General features: G+C 53.0%; 15 protein-coding genes and 2 pseudogenes. 10 read left to right on the top strand and 7 right to left on the bottom strand.

Going from position 1 to position 17,522, the window contains the following annotated elements; all coding sequences use genetic code 11:
- Positions 1–119: 119 nt before the first annotated feature.
- Positions 120–403, top strand: a pseudogene (locus ACOI8A_RS24085) (ATP-binding protein); the annotation flags it as partial.
- Positions 404–492: 89 nt separating this feature from the next.
- On the opposite strand, the gene ACOI8A_RS24080 reads toward ACOI8A_RS24085, so the two are convergent.
- Entirely contained in the window at positions 493–762 is a 270-nt protein-coding gene (locus tag ACOI8A_RS24080) for a helix-turn-helix domain-containing protein (RefSeq protein WP_420657866.1), read from the bottom strand.
- A gap of 778 nt (positions 763–1,540) precedes the next feature.
- On the opposite strand from ACOI8A_RS24080, the gene ACOI8A_RS24075 reads away from it, so the two are divergent.
- Complete coding sequence (locus tag ACOI8A_RS24075) at positions 1,541–2,602, top strand: inositol monophosphatase family protein (RefSeq protein WP_420657865.1); 1,062 nt, start codon at positions 1,541–1,543, stop codon at positions 2,600–2,602.
- 309 nt (positions 2,603–2,911) lie between these two features.
- Here ACOI8A_RS24075 and ACOI8A_RS24070 read toward each other — a convergent pair whose 3' ends face one another.
- From ACOI8A_RS24070 to ACOI8A_RS24060, 3 genes are all read right to left on the bottom strand, one after another.
- Positions 2,912–3,721, bottom strand: coding sequence for a hypothetical protein (locus ACOI8A_RS24070; RefSeq protein WP_420657863.1), 810 nt, complete (start codon positions 3,719–3,721; stop codon positions 2,912–2,914).
- Between the two features lie 152 nt (positions 3,722–3,873).
- Positions 3,874–7,782, bottom strand: coding sequence for a hypothetical protein (locus tag ACOI8A_RS24065; RefSeq protein ID WP_420657862.1), 3,909 nt, complete (start codon positions 7,780–7,782; stop codon positions 3,874–3,876).
- A 237-nt stretch (positions 7,783–8,019) separates the two neighbouring features.
- The gene (locus ACOI8A_RS24060; protein WP_420657860.1) at positions 8,020–8,199 is read right to left on the bottom strand and encodes an antibiotic biosynthesis monooxygenase; all 180 of its coding nucleotides are present in this window, start codon (positions 8,197–8,199) and stop codon (positions 8,020–8,022) included.
- A 337-nt stretch (positions 8,200–8,536) separates the two neighbouring features.
- On the opposite strand from ACOI8A_RS24060, the gene ACOI8A_RS24055 reads away from it, so the two are divergent.
- Complete coding sequence (locus ACOI8A_RS24055; protein ID WP_420657858.1) at positions 8,537–9,949, top strand: hypothetical protein; 1,413 nt, start codon at positions 8,537–8,539, stop codon at positions 9,947–9,949.
- Positions 9,950–10,227: 278 nt separating this feature from the next.
- Here ACOI8A_RS24055 and ACOI8A_RS24050 read toward each other — a convergent pair whose 3' ends face one another.
- Positions 10,228–10,827 (bottom strand): hypothetical protein, encoded by a 600-nt coding sequence (locus ACOI8A_RS24050; RefSeq protein ID WP_420657857.1) that lies wholly within the window; start codon positions 10,825–10,827, stop codon positions 10,228–10,230.
- Between the two features lie 318 nt (positions 10,828–11,145).
- On the opposite strand from ACOI8A_RS24050, the gene tnpA reads away from it, so the two are divergent.
- The 4 genes from tnpA (at position 11,146) to ACOI8A_RS24030 (ending at position 14,096) form a co-directional block, all read left to right on the top strand.
- A complete protein-coding gene (tnpA, locus tag ACOI8A_RS24045; RefSeq protein ID WP_322212172.1) occupies positions 11,146–11,478 on the top strand; it encodes an IS66-like element accessory protein TnpA in 333 nt (110 codons plus the stop codon).
- Positions 11,475–11,810, top strand: coding sequence for an IS66 family insertion sequence element accessory protein TnpB (gene tnpB / locus ACOI8A_RS24040; protein ID WP_322212171.1), 336 nt, complete (start codon positions 11,475–11,477; stop codon positions 11,808–11,810). Before tnpA ends, tnpB (ACOI8A_RS24040) begins: the two co-directional genes overlap by 4 nt.
- Positions 11,811–11,871: 61 nt before the next feature.
- Entirely contained in the window at positions 11,872–13,455 is a 1,584-nt protein-coding gene (tnpC, locus tag ACOI8A_RS24035) for an IS66 family transposase (RefSeq protein ID WP_420657855.1), read from the top strand.
- Positions 13,452–14,096, top strand: a complete 645-nt coding sequence (locus tag ACOI8A_RS24030; RefSeq protein ID WP_231665351.1) for a DUF2268 domain-containing putative Zn-dependent protease — start codon at positions 13,452–13,454, stop codon at positions 14,094–14,096. The genes tnpC (ACOI8A_RS24035) and ACOI8A_RS24030 overlap by 4 nt, the downstream gene beginning before the upstream one ends.
- Before the next feature lie 433 nt (positions 14,097–14,529).
- On the opposite strand, the gene ACOI8A_RS24025 is transcribed toward ACOI8A_RS24030, so the two are convergent.
- Both ACOI8A_RS24025 and ACOI8A_RS24020 read right to left on the bottom strand, forming a co-directional pair.
- Entirely contained in the window at positions 14,530–14,961 is a 432-nt protein-coding gene (locus ACOI8A_RS24025) for an ATP-binding protein (RefSeq protein WP_420657853.1), read from the bottom strand.
- Between the two features lie 81 nt (positions 14,962–15,042).
- A pseudogene (locus ACOI8A_RS24020) lies at positions 15,043–15,159 on the bottom strand (phosphatidate cytidylyltransferase); the annotation flags it as partial.
- A gap of 133 nt (positions 15,160–15,292) precedes the next feature.
- On the opposite strand from ACOI8A_RS24020, the gene ACOI8A_RS24015 reads away from it, so the two are divergent.
- The 3 genes from ACOI8A_RS24015 to tnpC (ACOI8A_RS24005) all read left to right on the top strand — a co-directional run bounded on the left by ACOI8A_RS24015 (position 15,293) and on the right by tnpC (ACOI8A_RS24005) (position 17,499).
- Entirely contained in the window at positions 15,293–15,559 is a 267-nt protein-coding gene (locus tag ACOI8A_RS24015; RefSeq protein ID WP_420657852.1) for a transposase, read from the top strand.
- Positions 15,556–15,891: an IS66 family insertion sequence element accessory protein TnpB gene (gene tnpB, locus ACOI8A_RS24010; RefSeq protein WP_420657850.1), complete on the top strand. Its 336-nt coding sequence runs from the start codon at positions 15,556–15,558 to the stop codon at positions 15,889–15,891. The genes ACOI8A_RS24015 and tnpB (ACOI8A_RS24010) overlap by 4 nt, the downstream gene beginning before the upstream one ends.
- An 81-nt stretch (positions 15,892–15,972) precedes the next feature.
- Complete coding sequence (gene tnpC / locus ACOI8A_RS24005) at positions 15,973–17,499, top strand: IS66 family transposase (protein WP_420657849.1); 1,527 nt, start codon at positions 15,973–15,975, stop codon at positions 17,497–17,499.
- The last annotated feature ends 23 nt before the right edge of the window (positions 17,500–17,522 follow it).

The following is a 17,522-nucleotide window of genomic DNA, read 5'->3' as shown; positions in this document are numbered from 1 at the left end:
GCGATACCGGGCGCATGGGGGTGCTCACTTACAAACATATCGTCAAACGTGGGTCGCCTCCCTTGCTCCGAATTCAGTGGCGTATGGAACCCACACGATGCACCGCACTAAGGAGTCGTTTACGCGACAGGCTGAACCTGATCATCGCCGGCCCGACTGGCGTAGGTAAAACATGGCTGGCCTGCGCGCTGGCAAGGCTTGCCGGGATGGCGACAGCGTGCGCTATCTGAGCTTGCCACTCTTGATGGAAGAACTGGGCCTGGCCCACGGCGACGGACGCTTCGCGAAACTGATGGCGAGTTATGCCAAGACCGACTTGGTGATCTTGGACTATTGGGGCTAGGCGCCGTTTACCGCTACACAACGGCGCGTCATGCTTGAGCTGTTGGACGACCGTTACGGGGGATGGAGATACGTATTGATGACTGAGTCGGGTGCCAGACGGTATACAGACTTACATCTGTAGGCATGGTGGTTTCTGTATTGCGCCCACTACTTCAAGCTCTCGAGCTCGCCACTTACCTTGGCTAAAAGCTGCTTCGAATCCTCCGGCCCCATGTTGCTATATACCGCCGCGAGAAGGGTTAGAGGATGAATTCCTAGATTTTTCGCGATAGCAGCCATTTTGGGCAGCGTCGGAGTCTTCTGCCCATTTTCGAGTTCGCTGATATATCCCTGGTTCATGCCAATAGCAATCTGTGGCAGCCCTTTGGCGCGACGAATAGATTTGACGGTAACCCCGAAGGATTCTTTGAGATCCATTTGCTGACCCGCAAAAGGCACGATAAAGCCTTGCTGCGGGATAAAGAGCTATACGCTATAGAGATATTTGAGTTTTTCTTCAATCAAATATTTTTTTTCGTGTGGGTCGTTGTTCAACGTACCTATTGAGGAGCAAACATCTGAGGGTACCTTTCGGCACGCGGAGAGTCGGAAACTTCCGGAGAGTGCTGCTTGAGGTGGCGAGTGGAGAACAGAACTCGGGAATGCTTTTTCCTTCGAAGATCCAGATCGCCGAGCTTGTAGCTGGCAATCGACGTCCTATACAGAACTGCACTCTGGTCGTTGTCCACTCCAGTGAAAGCCACAATGCTTTCAAGCTCTTCTAAAGCCCAGGCGCTGCGTCCGCTTATGGAAGGGGGACACATCATGTGAACGTGCCTGACCACAACGTCCTTGGCTGTTAAAAGGTAGTGCCGTAGCTCATACGCACACTCAACCATCGCAGCGCGATTCCGTTGACCGGTTCTAATCGATGTGATCGTAGCAATGAAACAAAGCCCTTCTATTTCGCAATGAGTCCACGTTCTTACCTCTTTTTGCTTGGGGTCAAAAAGGAATATCACTAAGCGCTCCGATGTCGTGCCCCGAGAGGGCCCATTGGCTAAAGGGGGAGATGCTATATGCTATAGCAATATTTGAAGGGCCGCATTCACTCTGGTCGTCGACAATCTGTGTGGTTGATGAGCTACCCACCTTTCTGTTGGATGTTGCATTGAGAGCGGGAGCGGCGTACTTGGAGCTCCTGTCAGAGGTCATGATGAAAGGAAGACGTAAGGTCATAAGCTATAGATGGTCATTGCAAGCTCAGTTTGAGCTCGAAGCCAGTCGCAGACTGGCGAAGAGGTCAAATAAAGGTGCCCATAGATTCCTTGATGCGGCTTTGGTATTTGGCAGAGATTTTGAGCCGACTGGGCGGTTGGCTGGCGGCTCGCGTAAACCACATGTCGAGGAACATCGCAATACTCTGACCAAACTCGATGTCGTAGAACATTCCGTGCGAAATCCAAACCTTTGGGCGCTTCTCACTCAGACCATTGAGATCGTAATCGGCGCAGGTCAGTTGCTGATTGCCGAGTGGGCGAGGATAGACGGGCCACGAGGAGAGGGTGACAAAGCCGGCGTAGATTTGGAAATTGAGGAGCTTCTGCGCCAGCAACTGCTAGAAATTTTTAATTGCGATTTCTGGGGCGAGGAAACAGGTCATAGTCTGACTGGACACTCGTGGTGTTGGGTTGTCGACCCGAATGATGGCACCAGTGACTTCCTAAACGGGCTTAAAGGCTCAGCTCTTTCCGTCGGCCTTCTGCACGAGCAGATGCCAGTGTTGGGTGTAGTGTTCGCGCCGATCACTGTCGAAGGTTCGCCGGATTGCATCGCGTGGGCTGAAGGACTAGAAAAGGTGATACGCAATGGACAACCGGTGCCTTCAAAACTATCCACCAAAACTCTGTCGAGCAATGAGTTGGTGATGGTCAGCGCCGCCGCGATCAGTAAACCAGACATTAATGCCGATCTGTGTAAACCAGCTGGCTTCGTCGCAATGCCTTCCATCGCATACAGGCTTGCCAAAGTAGCCGCAGGGGATGGCGTCTGTGGGGTATCTCTCTACCCGGTTTCTGCACATGACGTCGTAGCGGGTCATGCATTGCTGAGGGGGGCGGGGGGCGTTTTACTCGATGAGCGGGCGCAAACCATCACCTATGTTACTGAAGCTAATATGCAAATCGTATCGCGACGCTGTTTCGGTGGTTCTGCGTCAGCTTGCCGGATCCTGGTGGCCCGAGAGTGGAATCGCATTTTCACGGACGCGTCCAGCTAAACCCTCCTAGGTCTTGTCGCTCGAAACTGCAGGACTACCTGATCGTTATCTACAAAAACGCACTGAAGACCAACCTAGCTATCATCAACGATGACCCATCCTGGACTCTGCCAATGCCAGCGCGCTATGTCATCGGTCAGGGCTGCGTGGTTCGTGACGAGCGAGGGGCTTTAGCTCAACAATGTTTCATACTGCGTGATAGTCGATTCTGCACAGTGGTCGATAGTCCGCGCAGTCTTGGGACACGCAATTCAGGGACACGAGGGGCTGCTGTAAGCTTGCTCCCGACACAGATTTCCCCCCCCACAATCATTTTTTCTTTTCGCGTTGACGCTGACGCAGCCGTTTTACATACGGTCCATCCACCATTTCGTCGCCACTCAGATCCAGAGAGCAGTTTGCCAGCGAGGCCAAGCTGTTGTCCGTGATCTTGAATTCATTCGGGAGACGCCCGCATTGTCGCGTGCTGTTTTCTTCCATTGCAGCGAACAACGCTTTAAAGAAGTCGGCAAGGGACGGCCGCGTAGCCTCGGTTGCTGCCGCTGTAAGAGGATTGGATGCCGTTGACACGGCATTGGCCGCATCTTCAGAAATCTCCTCAAGGCAATCGGCTAGCGACGGCCAATATTTGAAATCGTATTGGCCTCTAAGGTGTGCGAGGTCATCTTGCACATAGGACGTGAAATGATAGTTGTGTACCGATGCCTCTTCGATCACGTCGACAATGTGGTAGTGGGTATCGCTCGTAAAGCCAGATCTGTCGTGCAGGTTCGACCTCTGCTCCATAAGGACTGCAAGTTCAAGCGCTCGGGTCGAAATCTGGCGATTGATTTCAGAAAGCTTCCTGCGCTCCTCACGTGCTTTGTTATTTTTCTCCGGGCTCCAGAACGCAGCTGTGGACAGGATCACGCGCAAGACGGTTTCCAGCGCATACGGGAGCGAATGCAGCGTGGAGTGGAGCTCAACATAGGTCTCGCTCAGCTCAAGGCTGCGGGCAAGCATTCGCTTTATCACAGCGTTTTCGCTTGGCAAAATCTTGCGTTCGATGTTCGTCTGCATCTCTTTAGTCAAGATGGACTCACAAATCTGTTGCGGGGTTTGTTGCAGAGGTTTGTTCATGTTTAAACCTTGAATGAATTGCATGGCGCCAAGTTATTCGACCTGCGTCATCGTGTCGGTACCCCAGAAAATGTTTTTTACACCTGCTTAGGTACGCGCGGCGGTCAGGTGCTTTGGTCTGAAGATCTGGCCATCCCGGGGCACGGTTACGGCTACCGATCTTGATCAGCCAATATCGGGGGGAAGGATGTCGAAGCTTGCTGGACAGCAATGGCCGTCCAGCAAGTGTTCGGAACGCGAAGCTCGTCAGCAGCTACCGTTGTCAAGTCTTCCGCTGGCTGGCCAACGATCTGCTTTTTGATCCAGGCGTCCAACGCATCTACTCGAGTAAATACAGTTGGGACTTCATAAGGTGGATGGACCATCCAGTAGTAGACCTCTCGACTTACGTAGATCTCGAGATTTCGCGGTTGGTCGGCAGTTGATGTTGGCCAGCCCAGCAGCTCCAGCATCCTTGATCTGTGCTGAAGCAAAAATTGCCGCCGGCGCAATATCCGGCTGAATTGGCCGCTCCTGTCGTCCTCGGTCTTACCGAAAATCCGGTCTCTCAGACGCCTTGTGTCCTTCAGTGAGTATGGCGGCTGGTTGTATTTGCATTCAGCAACCACCAACGTATCCGTCTCTGGCCAATAGGCGACAGCATCAAAGTCTCCAACGTCTTCGAACCCTTCGCTGCGGAACTTGCGAAAGAAATCCATATTCGGAACCACGTAAGGCGTATGACGCAGCAGTACTTCTGCCGTGCGTTCCTCCAGTGCATTCTCGATGCCTTCCTTGATTTTCCTGATGAGCGGCTCGACGTGAGGCCACGCAAATTCGGCTGGAAGATATCCGTCTCGTACGGAGGAATTCCAGATATTCATGGCCCGACTAACTGCCTCTGCGCCCCAGCGAAGGGACTCCCCTTCAGTAATCAGCGGACGGATGGCGTAGCGATGGATTCGCTTGGTGTGCTCCCAGTAGGGAACCTCTCCCTCATCCACATCCCGTCCTGCCAGTCGAAGAATGTCGGAGCCGGACAGCGTCAGGAACTTCAGAATTGCAACGCTCTCGGTGATTTCGAGTCCTTGAAGGCTTTCGACGAGTAGCTGCGAAAGCCTATCCGGAGTTGCTGAATAGGAGAGTGCGAGGGTGTCCGCTAAACCCCATTGGACCGGCTGAGACAGGATCGCCAGAGTGCTCAGCAAATGCTGCAATTCAAACCCCAGGTCCTGCTTGAACGCTTGGCGCAATTTCTCGTCAGACAGTAGCTCTGCTGAAGCGCCTACTACTTCATCCTGATCGTTCAGGTCGATACCCAACCGGGACTTGGCGTACTCCCGGGCGAATTTCGCACCACGCTCTCCGGAGTCGGTTGAATAGAAGACCTCAGGTATATAGAAATCATCGATTTCAATACCCCCGACGTCTACGCCTGTATGCAGGACGTCGCCGGCATCGGCCAGGACTTTGTACCAATCCACCAAGCCAACCAGCTCGCGCAGTACGTCGTTGGTGACCGGTTGCGTACCCTCGCCAGGAGTGCTGAGAACCTTTTCCAGCAGATACCGATAGTGGCGGGCTGCTGATCCGAGCTCTTTGCGCGCTTTTTCCACAACTTCAAGGCGGTCGTACTCGACTTCATGGGAAAGACTCTGGCGAGCTCGCTGGATGGCAAATCTCTCGGCCGCCACAACCGCATCATGTTGTTCGATGCATTGCCGCGTGAGCTGTTGCCTATCGAGAGATGCAAGTCGCTGCTCAATATGGCCTCGAAGAAAATTTCGTCCGGCATCAATCTTCGTCTTGGCTTCCTTGAGTTCGTACCGACCCGGGCTCAACCCCAGCAGCTGCATTGCGACAGCCAAGTGCTTGCGTGCCAACTTGTAGTCAGTCGGTGTTGGGACGATGGGATCTACGAAGTCCGGCACATCGACTAAACGCTTCGTATGCTGCAACTGGAACCGCGCGGCTTCCTTGGCTCGGGATTGAAGCAACTCGATTAAGTCATCTGGAAAGGGCACGCCAAGTTCATCGTGGCAGCGTTGGAGTGCTTCAACGAGGCATCTCACCTCGAAAGATGCGTCCTTGGCATCATTGAGGCCGGCCAGTACCGCCCGCGTGCTGATTTTCAGATGAAATTTGTACGGCTGTGTCTCAGTTCGCGACACGGCGAGAATCGTTTTGGGGAACTCCGAAAGCGGTTCAGGACGCTGTTCGGGTTCGATGGTGTCACCCGCATCCACTCCACAAGTAAGTACTAGAAATGGTTGCTGCATGAACGGTAATTTTGAAAGTACGTCGCGGTTTCGGAAGAACTGATCTGCCAACAGATGGGCAAAAATTTCTAGCATCCGCACGTCCATGATCTGCAGGTTTGGAGCAACGGGAACTACGGTTTGCACGGTGCAGGAGTCGGTTTGCGTTGAAAACGCGAACAGCGGCAATGCCCGCGAATCCATTCTCGTGACGCCTTCTGTAGCGTGTGACAGGCGCCAACCGGCTGAATTGTCAGGAAAATTGCCGGGTGCTTTGGACCAGAATGAAGATAGCTCTCGAAAGCGACGCGAGGTCCCCCATTGCGTGTCCAGCATCAGCAACGTCGGTGTCATGGCCCCATCGACGAGTACTCCGTGGCTATCTTTGAATGAGGCAAAAAGATCAGCAGATCCGCTGGAAAACGGACTGAACATCCCTCGTTGCCCATCCACGAACTTCCAGAAAGAGTCAATATCATCAGGCTCATCCAGTTCGTCGAAGATGGTGACGAAGTCCGCCAGCGGAATAAGCCTCGCAGGCCGTTCGGCCGGGTTAATCATTCCAAGCGCTGTGCTCGATTGAGTAAGCACAATCAGAATGTGAACCTCTTCAGCTTTGAGTCCCGGCGTTCCGCTCTGACTCAAGCTGAAGCCACGTCCGTCTGGCAAACGGAAATGTGCTAGCTCTCCACGGTTAAGAGCAGCATATGCAAACTGTGCGGCGAGTGAGGCTTTTTCATACGACCCTTGATCACACGCGCATATGAGGTAGACGCCCTTTTTGCCGGGGATAAGGCAGCTGACAGGAAGGTGATCTATCGCGCTTTCGCCGATCATCAGAGTCATCGGGCCGACATGGGTGCGGCTGAATCTCTCAGCAACAAAGCGTCCGAGCTTTCTGTGAACGTGTACGTCGATATCGCCTGTGTGTCGTGTAGCCCAATGATCGATCACGACCCCGGGCAGACTTCGCACTGACATTGGCACCCAGTTTTTTCCGTCTGTCACAGCGAGAAATGGGAGTGCTTGACCCTGCATCATGTCATTGCCAAAACTGTCATTTGTCAGAGGATCCTTTACGACACCAAATCCAATTTCAAGATCTTTACTTGCTTGGATGCGGCGATTAACCAAGTCGTGACCAAGCTGCAGGAGTGTTGGCCGGCACGCCAACCAGAAGTCTTCAGGTGGAATCTCCACATCTCCGTTGCTCGACTGTGGAATTGGCACGCGGGACAAATCGGGTATTGATCCGATGATACGAGCCTGTAGTGCGACGGCGAGGTTCATGTCGGCCTGTGCTGCATCGACACCTGCATACGAAATGCGAAACGCCTCGACAAAATCCGGTGTGCGCTCAATACAACTTCCGTAAAACATGGAAACGAAGTCCGAATCCAGACGTACTCTCGTCTGACCCCAATCAGCTTCTGGGGAAAAATCTTCGAGCATTGGGAAGTCGGGCCATGCCGCATAAAGCGCTTTCGCGAAGTCAGAGAACTCCTGATAGGTCGCAATAGGGAGCGCGTTGGGAGTCGACTCTCCCATTCTCAGCAACACCGCCCAGGCAAATATATGTTTGACCGGACTGGCTACATTCGCTGGCCACAGGTCCGAAGCACTCAGCGCCACGGCCACATCAATGCGTTTGTACCGTTGAAGCACGCCAAGCGTTCGCTCCACGCTTTTTTGAAAATTGCTTTCGATCTTCGAGTCCCGCACATTCCGCCGGAGAAAAGACGAAAAGGCTTGCGGCCATAGCTGCGGATCCATACCCATTTTCGCAGCCTTGCGCTCGCGTTTTTCCCGCGATTTTTTTCCCATGTAACGCTCCCTTTTTTAGTTTTTGTCGACTTTCATTTCGTTACTGCGGCTGCGGCTCCTTACCCCCGGATCACTGAAAACTCCTGATCTTTCTCGCTGCATTGTCATGCGCTTCTCCGCGGGCAACGTCAAGCATGCTCCCTTTGCTTTCGACGTCACCGTTTCCGGTCTTCCTATACTCTCAACCCCGTGCCTTTATTTGTAGGGACTTTGCACGATACAGAAGCGCCGAATTGTTCACGCGCCGGACTTGAGAAAACCGCGGGCCGAAATTTTGCTGACTGCATGAGATGACGGTAGCCTCATCACGACGAACAGTGCCGGGTGGTTTAAGTGATCCTCCATCGCCTCGCGTGATTCCCACTGGCTGGTCACGATCCAAAGATTGCCTTTGGAGTGACAGTGAACAGGATGCATAAGCAATGCACCTCAACGTATTTCGAAGGGCATCTACAATGATTTAAGTGATGCTTCCAAATATTCTCGGCTTCCATTAACTGCATCATCTCAATGATGCTAATGGCTTCTGTCATCACGATGCTCTCTCCAAATTTCAGAGTGTTCGGTTGTGATCAGTCGGAAAAGAAAGGGCATGCCAATGGCAAGCCCCTATCTGTTATCGTGATTCCTCCGAACCCTGCCAAGCAATCGACGAAGCTGTTGAAAATCTCGGTGAGATAGTGGGGGATTTGTGAATTGGATCGTCGCATTATAATTACAGCAACTAACACAGCTTGCTCAAGGATTGTTCATAATGCTGGCTAAAGATTTATCTGAAGAAGTGCGTAGTGGCGAATTAGTCATAGACTTTGTATCTATAGAGATATCGCAACTCGCTGAGGCGGGTATAAAAATTGAAGGTCATGGCATTCTAAAGATTAATGCTGGCGGCGCTTTAGTGTGCGATGTGATATGCACGAAAGCTGAAAATCTCGTTTTGGAAAAATTTGGAACAAACTATCCGTTAGATTATGGAGATTCAAAACAGACTTTAAGATTCAAAGCTGTAGATTTGTCCGGAAAGGTATGGGTCGGCGAAAACTTTTCTCTACGGCTTAGAATGCTCAGAGTCCAGACACCCTTTAAATTTTCTATTTTTCTCAGCGAGATAGTTCACAAGCATAAGCAAGATCTTCCATTACAACAACATAATTACCTTTGGTTCGAAAGCTTCGAGTACAGCCGTATTCCAAAAAACAAAACCAATACAATTGATGATTCATTGACAGGTCAGTCGATGACGTGGAATCAGACGGATTTTGATTTGGTTGATTACAAAGTATCCATCATAGATAACAAATACTACACGACTATCTATGCTAATGGTGTGTTTGATGTTGAAGATTTGTATTCAGCATTGAAGTTCTATGTTGGCTTCACTAGTGGAACCATGCCAACTGCTTATGTAATGACCACTCGCACAGGCAGTGATGTTTTTCACCATATACGCAGCATCAATAAAAAAATTAATAAAACTATAATGCCGCACCCGATTGATGAGCTTCTTATGTTGGGGGATGGTAAATGGAATAATTCTTGCCATTTTGAATTGTTAAATAATATTCTATATGTCCAGGATAAATTTCCACAATTCTTCGATAGTACCGTGAGCCAATGGAAAAGAGTTTGGCAAGGTTTCAATGCGCAACAGTCGATTACCGCACTAGCGCTAACCGTATCTATCGAAGGGCTCCTAATAGATTTATTTATACCGAAACTTGAAAGAGATGAAGATAGTCCAGAGTTTGAACAGCAAAAAGAACGGATAATAAAATTGCTCGCTGAGACAGAGATAAATCCTCTACATCTCGAGACCATTGTAAAAAGCGTCCAGCGTTGGGGTAACATTCACGCAAATGCCGCATTAACCATTCTCGCTAAAAAAGGGTTGATCACAAAGCAGGAAGTGCAAGCTTGGAAGGATTTACGGAATTCGTCAACTCATCCGAAATTCTCCGAAATGACGATTGAGCGAGAAATTAAGGAGCGCACAAGATTAACGCGGTGTTTGAATTTGTATTACAAACTGAACTTGAATATATATGCTTATACAGGGGGGTATATAGTGTATGACTCTAACGAAACCATGAGCACAATGTTTCCACAAGTCAGTATTTTTGACCTGTATGGCGGGAAGTCTGATCTGCCTAACAATCAAGATACATAAGTTGACTAGTTTCGCCGTGACAGGGGTTCCCGAGATGGGTTGCCAGGTACCCATGTTGGTTTTGATACTTCTGGTAGCCTCAGATAAAGCCCTTACACGTCCGTGATTCGGTGGGATATTATATAGATCCTAACTCAAAAGTTGGCTGGAGAATTCCAATAGCGCCATCCAAATCGGGTCGATTATTGTGATTATACAGAGGGTCCCGGTTTACAGGTAGAACAAAACCGTTCGAGCAGGTCGTCCGATTTAAAAGTTCAAAAGTCGAAACTCAGTTTTCATGGTACTTCTATAAACAGAGCCAGTGGAACGGTCTTGAGTGCGTCCTCATGTTCGTAGGTTAGGACCTGGCGTTGCACGGCGGCATAGGCAAATCCTTCCATAGGAATCATAGTTCTGAGTCGTCGTGTAAAAACAGCCGGACAATCCTTTGCCCAAAAATCTTGAGCAACCAGTCTTGCTAAACGAGTGTCATTTGCAAGCTGCTCAACCTGGCTTGCAATCTCCCCCTCAGGCACGATAAGCAACTTTGACACCGTTCTAAACACGCCTCGGAAACTGGCCAATTTTACTGATGTCCTCAGTCGATAGATTTCGTACGGTACCTCGGCCAGCGTAAAGAGCAACTGGTCGGTCAAAACCGTGAATGGCAGCCACCATGCTGCATTAGGTTGAGCTTGCGTTGCGGCATGTAACTGCCGCCAGAAAATCGGGAGGTCTGTAAATATTGCTGCGCCGGTCACTTGTGCCATGAACATCGAAAGCTCAAGCGGTGCACAGCGAAACGCCATGAGCTGGCTGTGCTTTTTCCCTGGCTGAGGCGGCTGTAGCAGCGCCAATGGGTCATCTTCCCTAAGGCTCTTGATCTTTCGAGCCATTTCATCGGCAACGGCAATATTAAGGTGAGGCGAGGATTTGCGGATGATACTGCTGGAGTCCGGAGCGGCGACAACACTCAGCTACCCACCGATGGAACTGCGTACTTGCAACCAATCAATGACCGCCTGTTCGTTGGGCATTGGGGTGATCAATGGCACCGCCGAAATCTCTTCATCAAGCGCAACCGGTGCAACGGTTGCGATCAACCTCAACTGTATCCGTCCGGCCAAGTCATCTACCCAGCCCCGCAAAGCCACGACATGGTGTGCACTTAAATTTAAGTGGGCACCAGTTCTAGCCTTTTAAGCGGGTATTTCATGCAGCCACAACGCCGTTCCTACTCCAAGTCCTTCAAGGCTCAAGTCATTCAAGAGTGTGCCCAGCCAGGCGCTTCTATTGCCAGCATCGCGCTCAGCCATAGCCTCAACGCAAACCTCGTCCATAAATGGATTCGGGTACAAGCGCAGAAAAGCACGGCGCTGCAACCTGCGTTTATTCCGTTACCCATGCAGCTGGCCGGAGTAAATTCGCAAGCTGCATCATCGACTATCTGCGTTGAGATCCAGCACCCGCGTGGCACCGTCAAAGTGAACTGGCCAACTGAAAGTGCTGCTGCGTGCGCGACCTTTCTTCGAGACCTGCTGCGATGATTCGCATCGACTCCATCTGGCTCGCCACCGAGCCGATGGACATGCGCGCTGGCACCGAGACAGCGTTGGCCAGAGTGATCGCGGTGTTCGGTGCGGCGAAGCCGCACTGTGCTTATCTATTCGCCAACCGCCGCGCCACTCGTATGAAAGTTCTGGTGCATGACGGTTTCGGCATCTGGCTGGCTGCTCGCCGGTTGAACCAAGGCAAGTTCCACTGGCCAAGCATTCGCCATGGCTCTGAAATACAGTTGGATACTGAGCAACTTCAGGTCTTGGTGCTGGGCCTGCCTTGGCAGCGCGTGGGGTCTGGCGGCGCGATCACACTGCTTTAACGGCTGCCATTAGCCTATCGGTCTATCGCCGCGAACTGCCTGCTCTGGCAAAATCGGCGCCATGACTTCGCTCCCCAATCTCGACCATCTTACTCCTGAACAACTGCGCGCTCTGGCAGCGCCGTTGATGCAGCGTGTGGAGAGTCTCGATCAGACAGTCGAGACAATGGGCAAGAAGATCCACCGCGACCAAACGGTTATCGAGAAGCTGACCCACGAGATCGCGCAACTCAAGCGCTTGAAGTTTGCCAAGCGCAGCGAGCAGTTGAATCCGCAGCAGGCCAGCTTGCTCGATGACCTGATCGATACCGATATCGCGGCGATTGAAGCTGAGCTTCAAGCCTTGCAAACCGCTCCATCGCCGATCGAGAAAAAGCAAAAGCCTAAGCGCACTGCGTTGCCGGCAGAGTTTCCACGCACGTTGATCCATCACGAACCGGACAACACTCACTGCCAATGTGGCTGCGCACTCAAACGCATCGGTGAGGACGTCAGCGAGAAGCTGGACTACACGCCCGGCGTATTTACCGTCGAGCGCCATGTCCGTGGCAAATGGGTATGTGATGACTGCGAAACCCTGATCCAGGCACCGGTTCCGGCGCAAGTCATCAACAAAGGCATCCCGACCGCCGGGTTGCTGGCCCACGTCATGATCGCCAAGTTTGCCGACCATCTGCCGCTGTACCGTCAGGAATCGATTTTCGGTCGTGCTGGCTTGGCAATTCCACGTTCAACTTTGGCTCAATGGGTTGGCATGACTGGCGTGCAGTTACAGCCTCTGGTCGACGCGCTGCGCGACGTGGTGCTTGGGCAGCAAGTCATCCACGCCGATGAAACACCCGTACAGATGCTTGCTCCCGGCTCGAAGAAAACCCACCGTTCTTATGTTTGGGCCTATGCCACCAGCCAGTTCTCGGACTTGGCAGCGGTGGTTTATGACTTCAGCCCCAGCCGTGCCGGAGAGCATGCTCGCAACTTCCTGAAAGACTGGAAGGGCAAGCTGGTCTGTGATGATTTTGGCGGCTACAAAGCCAGTTTTGAACTCGGCGTGACCGAGATCGGCTGCATGGCCCATGCGCGGCGCAAGTTCTTCGAACTGCACGCCACCAACAAGAGCATGCTCGCCGAGCAGGCCCTGCGCTACATCCAGTTGCTTTACGAAATCGAGAGCGAAGTCCGCGACCTGGAACCGGATTTACGCCGTCGAATACGGCAAGAAAAAGCCGTACCGGTGGTGGAGATGTTGCATGCCTGGATGATCGCCCAGCGCGACCTTGTGCCTGAAGGTTCGGCTATCAGCAGAGCGCTGGATTACAGCCTAAAACGCTGGGCAGCGCTGTCGCGCTACCTCGATGACGGGGCTGTACCCATTGATAATAACTGGTGCGAGAACCAGATCCGACCATGGGCTCTTGGACGCAAGAACTGGCTCTTCGCAGGGTCGTTGCGTAGCGGCAAACGGGCGGCGGCGATCATGAGTTTTATCCAATCTGCGCGGCTCAATGGGCATGATCCGTATGCTTATTTGAAGGACGTGCTCACGCGCCTGCCGACGCAGCGGGCGAGTGAAATCGATCAGTTGTTGCCGCATAGGTGGCAACCTATCTCGTTACGCAAGGCTTTACGCAAGGAGGCATACCAATGACATCCATAAATTTCCATTTCATCGACGCGCGTGGCGCGCTTATCGATCACCGTAATTGGCTTCACACCCGCCTGTTAGAAACCTACGAAAAAGCAATTGTGTTGATGCCGTTGCGCCCACTTGATGTGATCGTGAAAGCTGGCACTCATGTCATTCCAGAAAAGGGGCATCTAGGATATGCGCCCGAACCAGGCCTTATTTTTTTGACCGTAGATCCTGCGAGTGACATTTTCAGAGCAAACCAAGAAGCGTCGCTCGAACGAATGTTCGCACATGAGCTTCACCATGCTGCCCGATGGGATGGGCCAGGTTATGGGTCATCATTAGGTGAAGCGCTTGTTTCGGAGGGGCTGGCGGGCGCTTTTGCACAGGAAATCTGTGGTGGTTTACCTGAACCATGGGAGCGCCTTGATGTGTCTGACATTCGACGCCATGTCGGAATGGCGGCGAGCTACTGGAGTCGCAAGGATTATGGCCACGACGCGTGGTTCTTTGGTGCATCCGACCTCCCGAGATGGTTGGGCTATTCCCTTGGATTTCAGCTCGTAAAACGATTCCTGCTGGAGCATGAGGGCAGTACCTCTTCTAGTCTCGTGGAGATGGAGGCACAAGCGTTTCGTGGCATGCTCGCAGTTATCTAAGGCGTTCGGGCTTAGGTCATCAAGATGGCCCCGCCAGTCATTGCTTGCCAGGCAATGACATTACGCAAGACGGGATTGCCGGGCGCGTACCCTCAACTACCAGGTGGGTCGCAGTTATTCGTTCAACGCCAACGGCCAGCAATTTAAGACGGAAATACCGACTGATGTGCAGGCATTGCAGGCCAACCAGGTGATAACAAAGAAGCTCGAGGTGGCCTATGGAGAGGTCGTGCACCTAGCGCTTCCTTACGGTGTGGATGTTTGCGAAATTGCATCTCACTTGACCAGGTATTTGCATTGCCACTGACCAGTCGTTTGCATCCACGCTGACCACCCAATTGCATTGTTGCTGACCAGTCATTTGCATTCGCACTGACCACTCAATTGCATTCGACTTGACCACTCCACCGGCTGGCGGAGTGGTCGGGGGTCTTCAGCTTTTCCTGCTCTTAAGTTTGCGCATTGATTCGCCCTTGAGCGGAATCACATGCGCCTTGTGAACGATTCGGTCCAACACGGCATCGGCAATCGTCGGATCGGTGAAAAGGTCGTACCATTTTTCCTTGGGGTACTGGCTGGTGATCAGCAAGGAGCCATTGCGTGACTGCTGATCGATGACATCTAGGAGGAAGGGACCGAGCTGGGAATCAATACCGCCGATTCCCAAATCGTCGATGATCAACTGCCTGCGCAGCTTCGGAAGCGTGTGGTCCGCGTAGGACAATGTTATGTCTTCAAATAGCTGCGTGGCTGTCCGGTAGTAGGTATTGAACCCTAGGCTCAGGCTTCTGGAAGGGGTACAGATGTTGTTGCAGAATGTCACTTGCCAATTTGCTTGGCCGGCAGCTTGACCATCCAATTTCATTCCCTCCGAACAATCGAGACGTCCTCTTCACGCCTTGGTCGCGGTTAATTGTTGGCAGGTAACTGTCAGATGTTGAGCGCATGCGCCGTCGATTAGCGAAGTTCGCAGTATGCGGGCTACAAAGCTTTCAGCGGTTGTTAGTAGCGACAGATTTGGAGCAATTTTGTGCTTGCCAAACAGTTTGCCGCAGACGAATTGTTTCAAAGAGTGCGCTCATACAGGTGAAAAATGGTAAGCGGCCGGTGAACACACCTACCGAGCCCGGCCAATAAGGCCGATTGTGTCCGCGTATTTTTAAACGGACGCAATTACCCTTAACGCTAGGATCGCCATGCGCCAACGTAAGTCTTACCCGAAATCCTTTAAAGCTCAGGTCGTCCACGAGTGCGAACAGCCCGGTGTTTCCGTGGCAGCCATTGCGATGAGGCACGGTATCAACGCCAATGTCGTTCGCCGGTGGATAGCCGGAGCAGAGTCGCAAGCTGCATCATCGAACATCTGCGTTGAAATCCAGCACCCGCGCGGTACCGTCAAAGTGAATTGGCCAACCGACAGCGCGGCTGCCTGTGCGACCTTTCTTCGAGACCTGTTGCGATGATCCGCATCGACTCTATCTGGCTCGCCACCGAGCCCATGGACATGCGCGCCGGTACCGACACCGCGCTGGCGCGGGTGGTAGCCGTGTTCGGTGCGGCGCAGCCGCACTGTGCTTATCTGTTTGCCAATCGCCGCGCCAATCGCATGAAAGTGTTGGTGCACGATGGCCTGGGTATCTGGCTGGCGGCGCGCCGACTGCATCAAGGTAAGTTCTTCTGGCCAGGTTCTCGGCATGGCTCTCAGGTGGAATTGAGCAACGAACAGTTACGCGCTCTGGTGCTGGGTTTGCCTTGGCACAGAGTGGGGCCAGGCAATGCGATTTCCATGATGTAACACCTGCCATGGCCAGCGTCGCCGTGCAATTGTCCGATGCGTCTATCGCCGGTGTTGGCCTGTTCTGGCAAAATCGGCGGCATGACTTCGCTTCCTAATCTCGACCAACTAAGCCCTGAACAACTGCGCACTATCGCGGCGCAGTTGATGCAGCGCGTCGAGTCAATGGACAAGCAAATCCATCACTACAAAACGGTCAACGACAAGCTGACCCATGAGATCGCACAGCTCAAACGTTTCAAGTTTGCCAAGCGCAGCGAGCAACTAAGCCCGTATCAAGCCAGCCTGCTCGATGACCTGATCGACGCCGACATCGCGGCCATCGAGGCCGAGCTTGAGGCGTTGCAACCTGCTCCGTCCCAGACCGTGGCTCGGCAAAAACCCAAACGCACAGCCTTGCCGCCCGAGTTTCCACGCACGCAGATCCATCACGAGCCGGACAACACGCAGTGCACCTGCGGCTGCGCCCTCAAGCGTATCGGCGAGGATGTCAGCGAGAAACTCGACTACACGCCTGGTGTGTTCACCGTCGAGCGCCATATCCGTGGCAAGTGGGTCTGTGATCAGTGCGAAACTCTGATCCAGGCCCCGGTTCCGGCGCAGGTCATAGACAAAGGAATCCCCACGGCAGGCCTGCTGGCCCAGGTGATGATCGCCAAGTTCGGTGATCATTTGCCGCTGTATCGCCAAGAAAAGATCTTTGCCCGAGCCGGCCTGGCAATCCCGCGTTCAACCCTGGCGCAATGGGTCGGCACCTGCGGTGTGCAACTGCAACCTTTGGTCGATGCCCTGCGCGAGGTGATGCTCGGACACAACGTGGTGCACGCCGACGAAACACCGGTACAGATGCTCACGCCGGGAGCTAAGAAAACCCACCGCGCCTACGTCTGGGCTTATGCTACCAGCCAGTTTGCCGACGTAAAGGCCGTGGTGTACGACTTCAGCCCCAGCCGCTCGGGCGAACATGCCCGCGCCTTTCTGCAAGACTGGAAGGGCCAACTGGTCTGCGATGATTTTGGTGGCTACAAGGCCAGTTTTGCACTCGGCGTGACCGAGATCGGCTGCATGGCTCATGCGCGGCGCAAGTTCTTCGAGCTGCATGTCACGAACAAAAGCCAGCTCGCCGAAAAGGCCTTGCGGTATATCCAGGTGCTCTACGAAATAGAGCATGAAGTCCGCGACCTGGAGCCGGATTTGCGCCGCCGAATACGTCAGGAAAAAGCCGCACCAGCGATGAAGGCCCTGCATGCCTGGATGATAGCCCAGCGGGAGCTTGTGCATGATGGAGTGGCCATCGCTAAGGCTCTGGATTACAGCCTCAAACGCTGGGCGGCGTTGTCACGCTATCTCGACAACGGCGCGGTACCCATAGACAACAACCACGCCGAACAGCAGATTAGGCCGTGGGCGCTGGGTCGCAAAAATTGGCTCTTCGCCGGGTCGCTGCGAAGCGGCAAACGTGCGGCGGCGCTGATGAGCCTGATCCAGTCGGCCAAGCTCAACGGGCATGATCCGTACGAATACTTGAAGGACGTACTGGCGCGGCTGCCGACGCAACGGGCGAGTGAAATTGCGGAGTTGCTGCCGCATCGGTGGCGATCGGCATAGCCAAGCAAGATGCATCGCTGCTT

The sequence above is a fragment of the Pseudomonas sp. P4795 genome (assembly GCF_048822895.1).
GTDB lineage: Bacteria > Pseudomonadota > Gammaproteobacteria > Pseudomonadales > Pseudomonadaceae > Aquipseudomonas.
The sequence above is the reverse complement of the archived record's forward strand: the minus strand, read 5'-3'. Positions and strand labels throughout refer to the sequence as shown.

Bases quoted from the DNA above. Each gene is read 5' to 3' on its own strand.
- ACOI8A_RS24080 (WP_420657866.1), bottom strand. From the start codon at position 762: ATGGATCTCAAAGAATCCTTCGGGGTTACCGTCAAATCTATTCGTCGC.
- ACOI8A_RS24075 (WP_420657865.1), top strand. From the start codon at position 1,541: ATGAAAGGAAGACGTAAGGTCATAAGCTATAGATGGTCATTGCAAGCT.
- ACOI8A_RS24070 (WP_420657863.1), bottom strand. From the start codon at position 3,721: ATGAACAAACCTCTGCAACAAACCCCGCAACAGATTTGTGAGTCCATC.
- ACOI8A_RS24065 (WP_420657862.1), bottom strand. From the start codon at position 7,782: ATGGGAAAAAAATCGCGGGAAAAACGCGAGCGCAAGGCTGCGAAAATG.
- ACOI8A_RS24060 (WP_420657860.1), bottom strand. From the start codon at position 8,199: ATGCATCCTGTTCACTGTCACTCCAAAGGCAATCTTTGGATCGTGACC.
- ACOI8A_RS24055 (WP_420657858.1), top strand. From the start codon at position 8,537: ATGCTGGCTAAAGATTTATCTGAAGAAGTGCGTAGTGGCGAATTAGTC.
- ACOI8A_RS24050 (WP_420657857.1), bottom strand. From the start codon at position 10,827: ATGGCTCGAAAGATCAAGAGCCTTAGGGAAGATGACCCATTGGCGCTG.
- tnpA (WP_322212172.1), top strand. From the start codon at position 11,146: ATGCAGCCACAACGCCGTTCCTACTCCAAGTCCTTCAAGGCTCAAGTC.
- tnpB (WP_322212171.1), top strand. From the start codon at position 11,475: ATGATTCGCATCGACTCCATCTGGCTCGCCACCGAGCCGATGGACATG.
- tnpC (WP_420657855.1), top strand. From the start codon at position 11,872: ATGACTTCGCTCCCCAATCTCGACCATCTTACTCCTGAACAACTGCGC.
- ACOI8A_RS24030 (WP_231665351.1), top strand. From the start codon at position 13,452: ATGACATCCATAAATTTCCATTTCATCGACGCGCGTGGCGCGCTTATC.
- ACOI8A_RS24025 (WP_420657853.1), bottom strand. From the start codon at position 14,961: ATGAAATTGGATGGTCAAGCTGCCGGCCAAGCAAATTGGCAAGTGACA.
- ACOI8A_RS24015 (WP_420657852.1), top strand. From the start codon at position 15,293: ATGCGCCAACGTAAGTCTTACCCGAAATCCTTTAAAGCTCAGGTCGTC.
- tnpB (WP_420657850.1), top strand. From the start codon at position 15,556: ATGATCCGCATCGACTCTATCTGGCTCGCCACCGAGCCCATGGACATG.
- tnpC (WP_420657849.1), top strand. From the start codon at position 15,973: ATGACTTCGCTTCCTAATCTCGACCAACTAAGCCCTGAACAACTGCGC.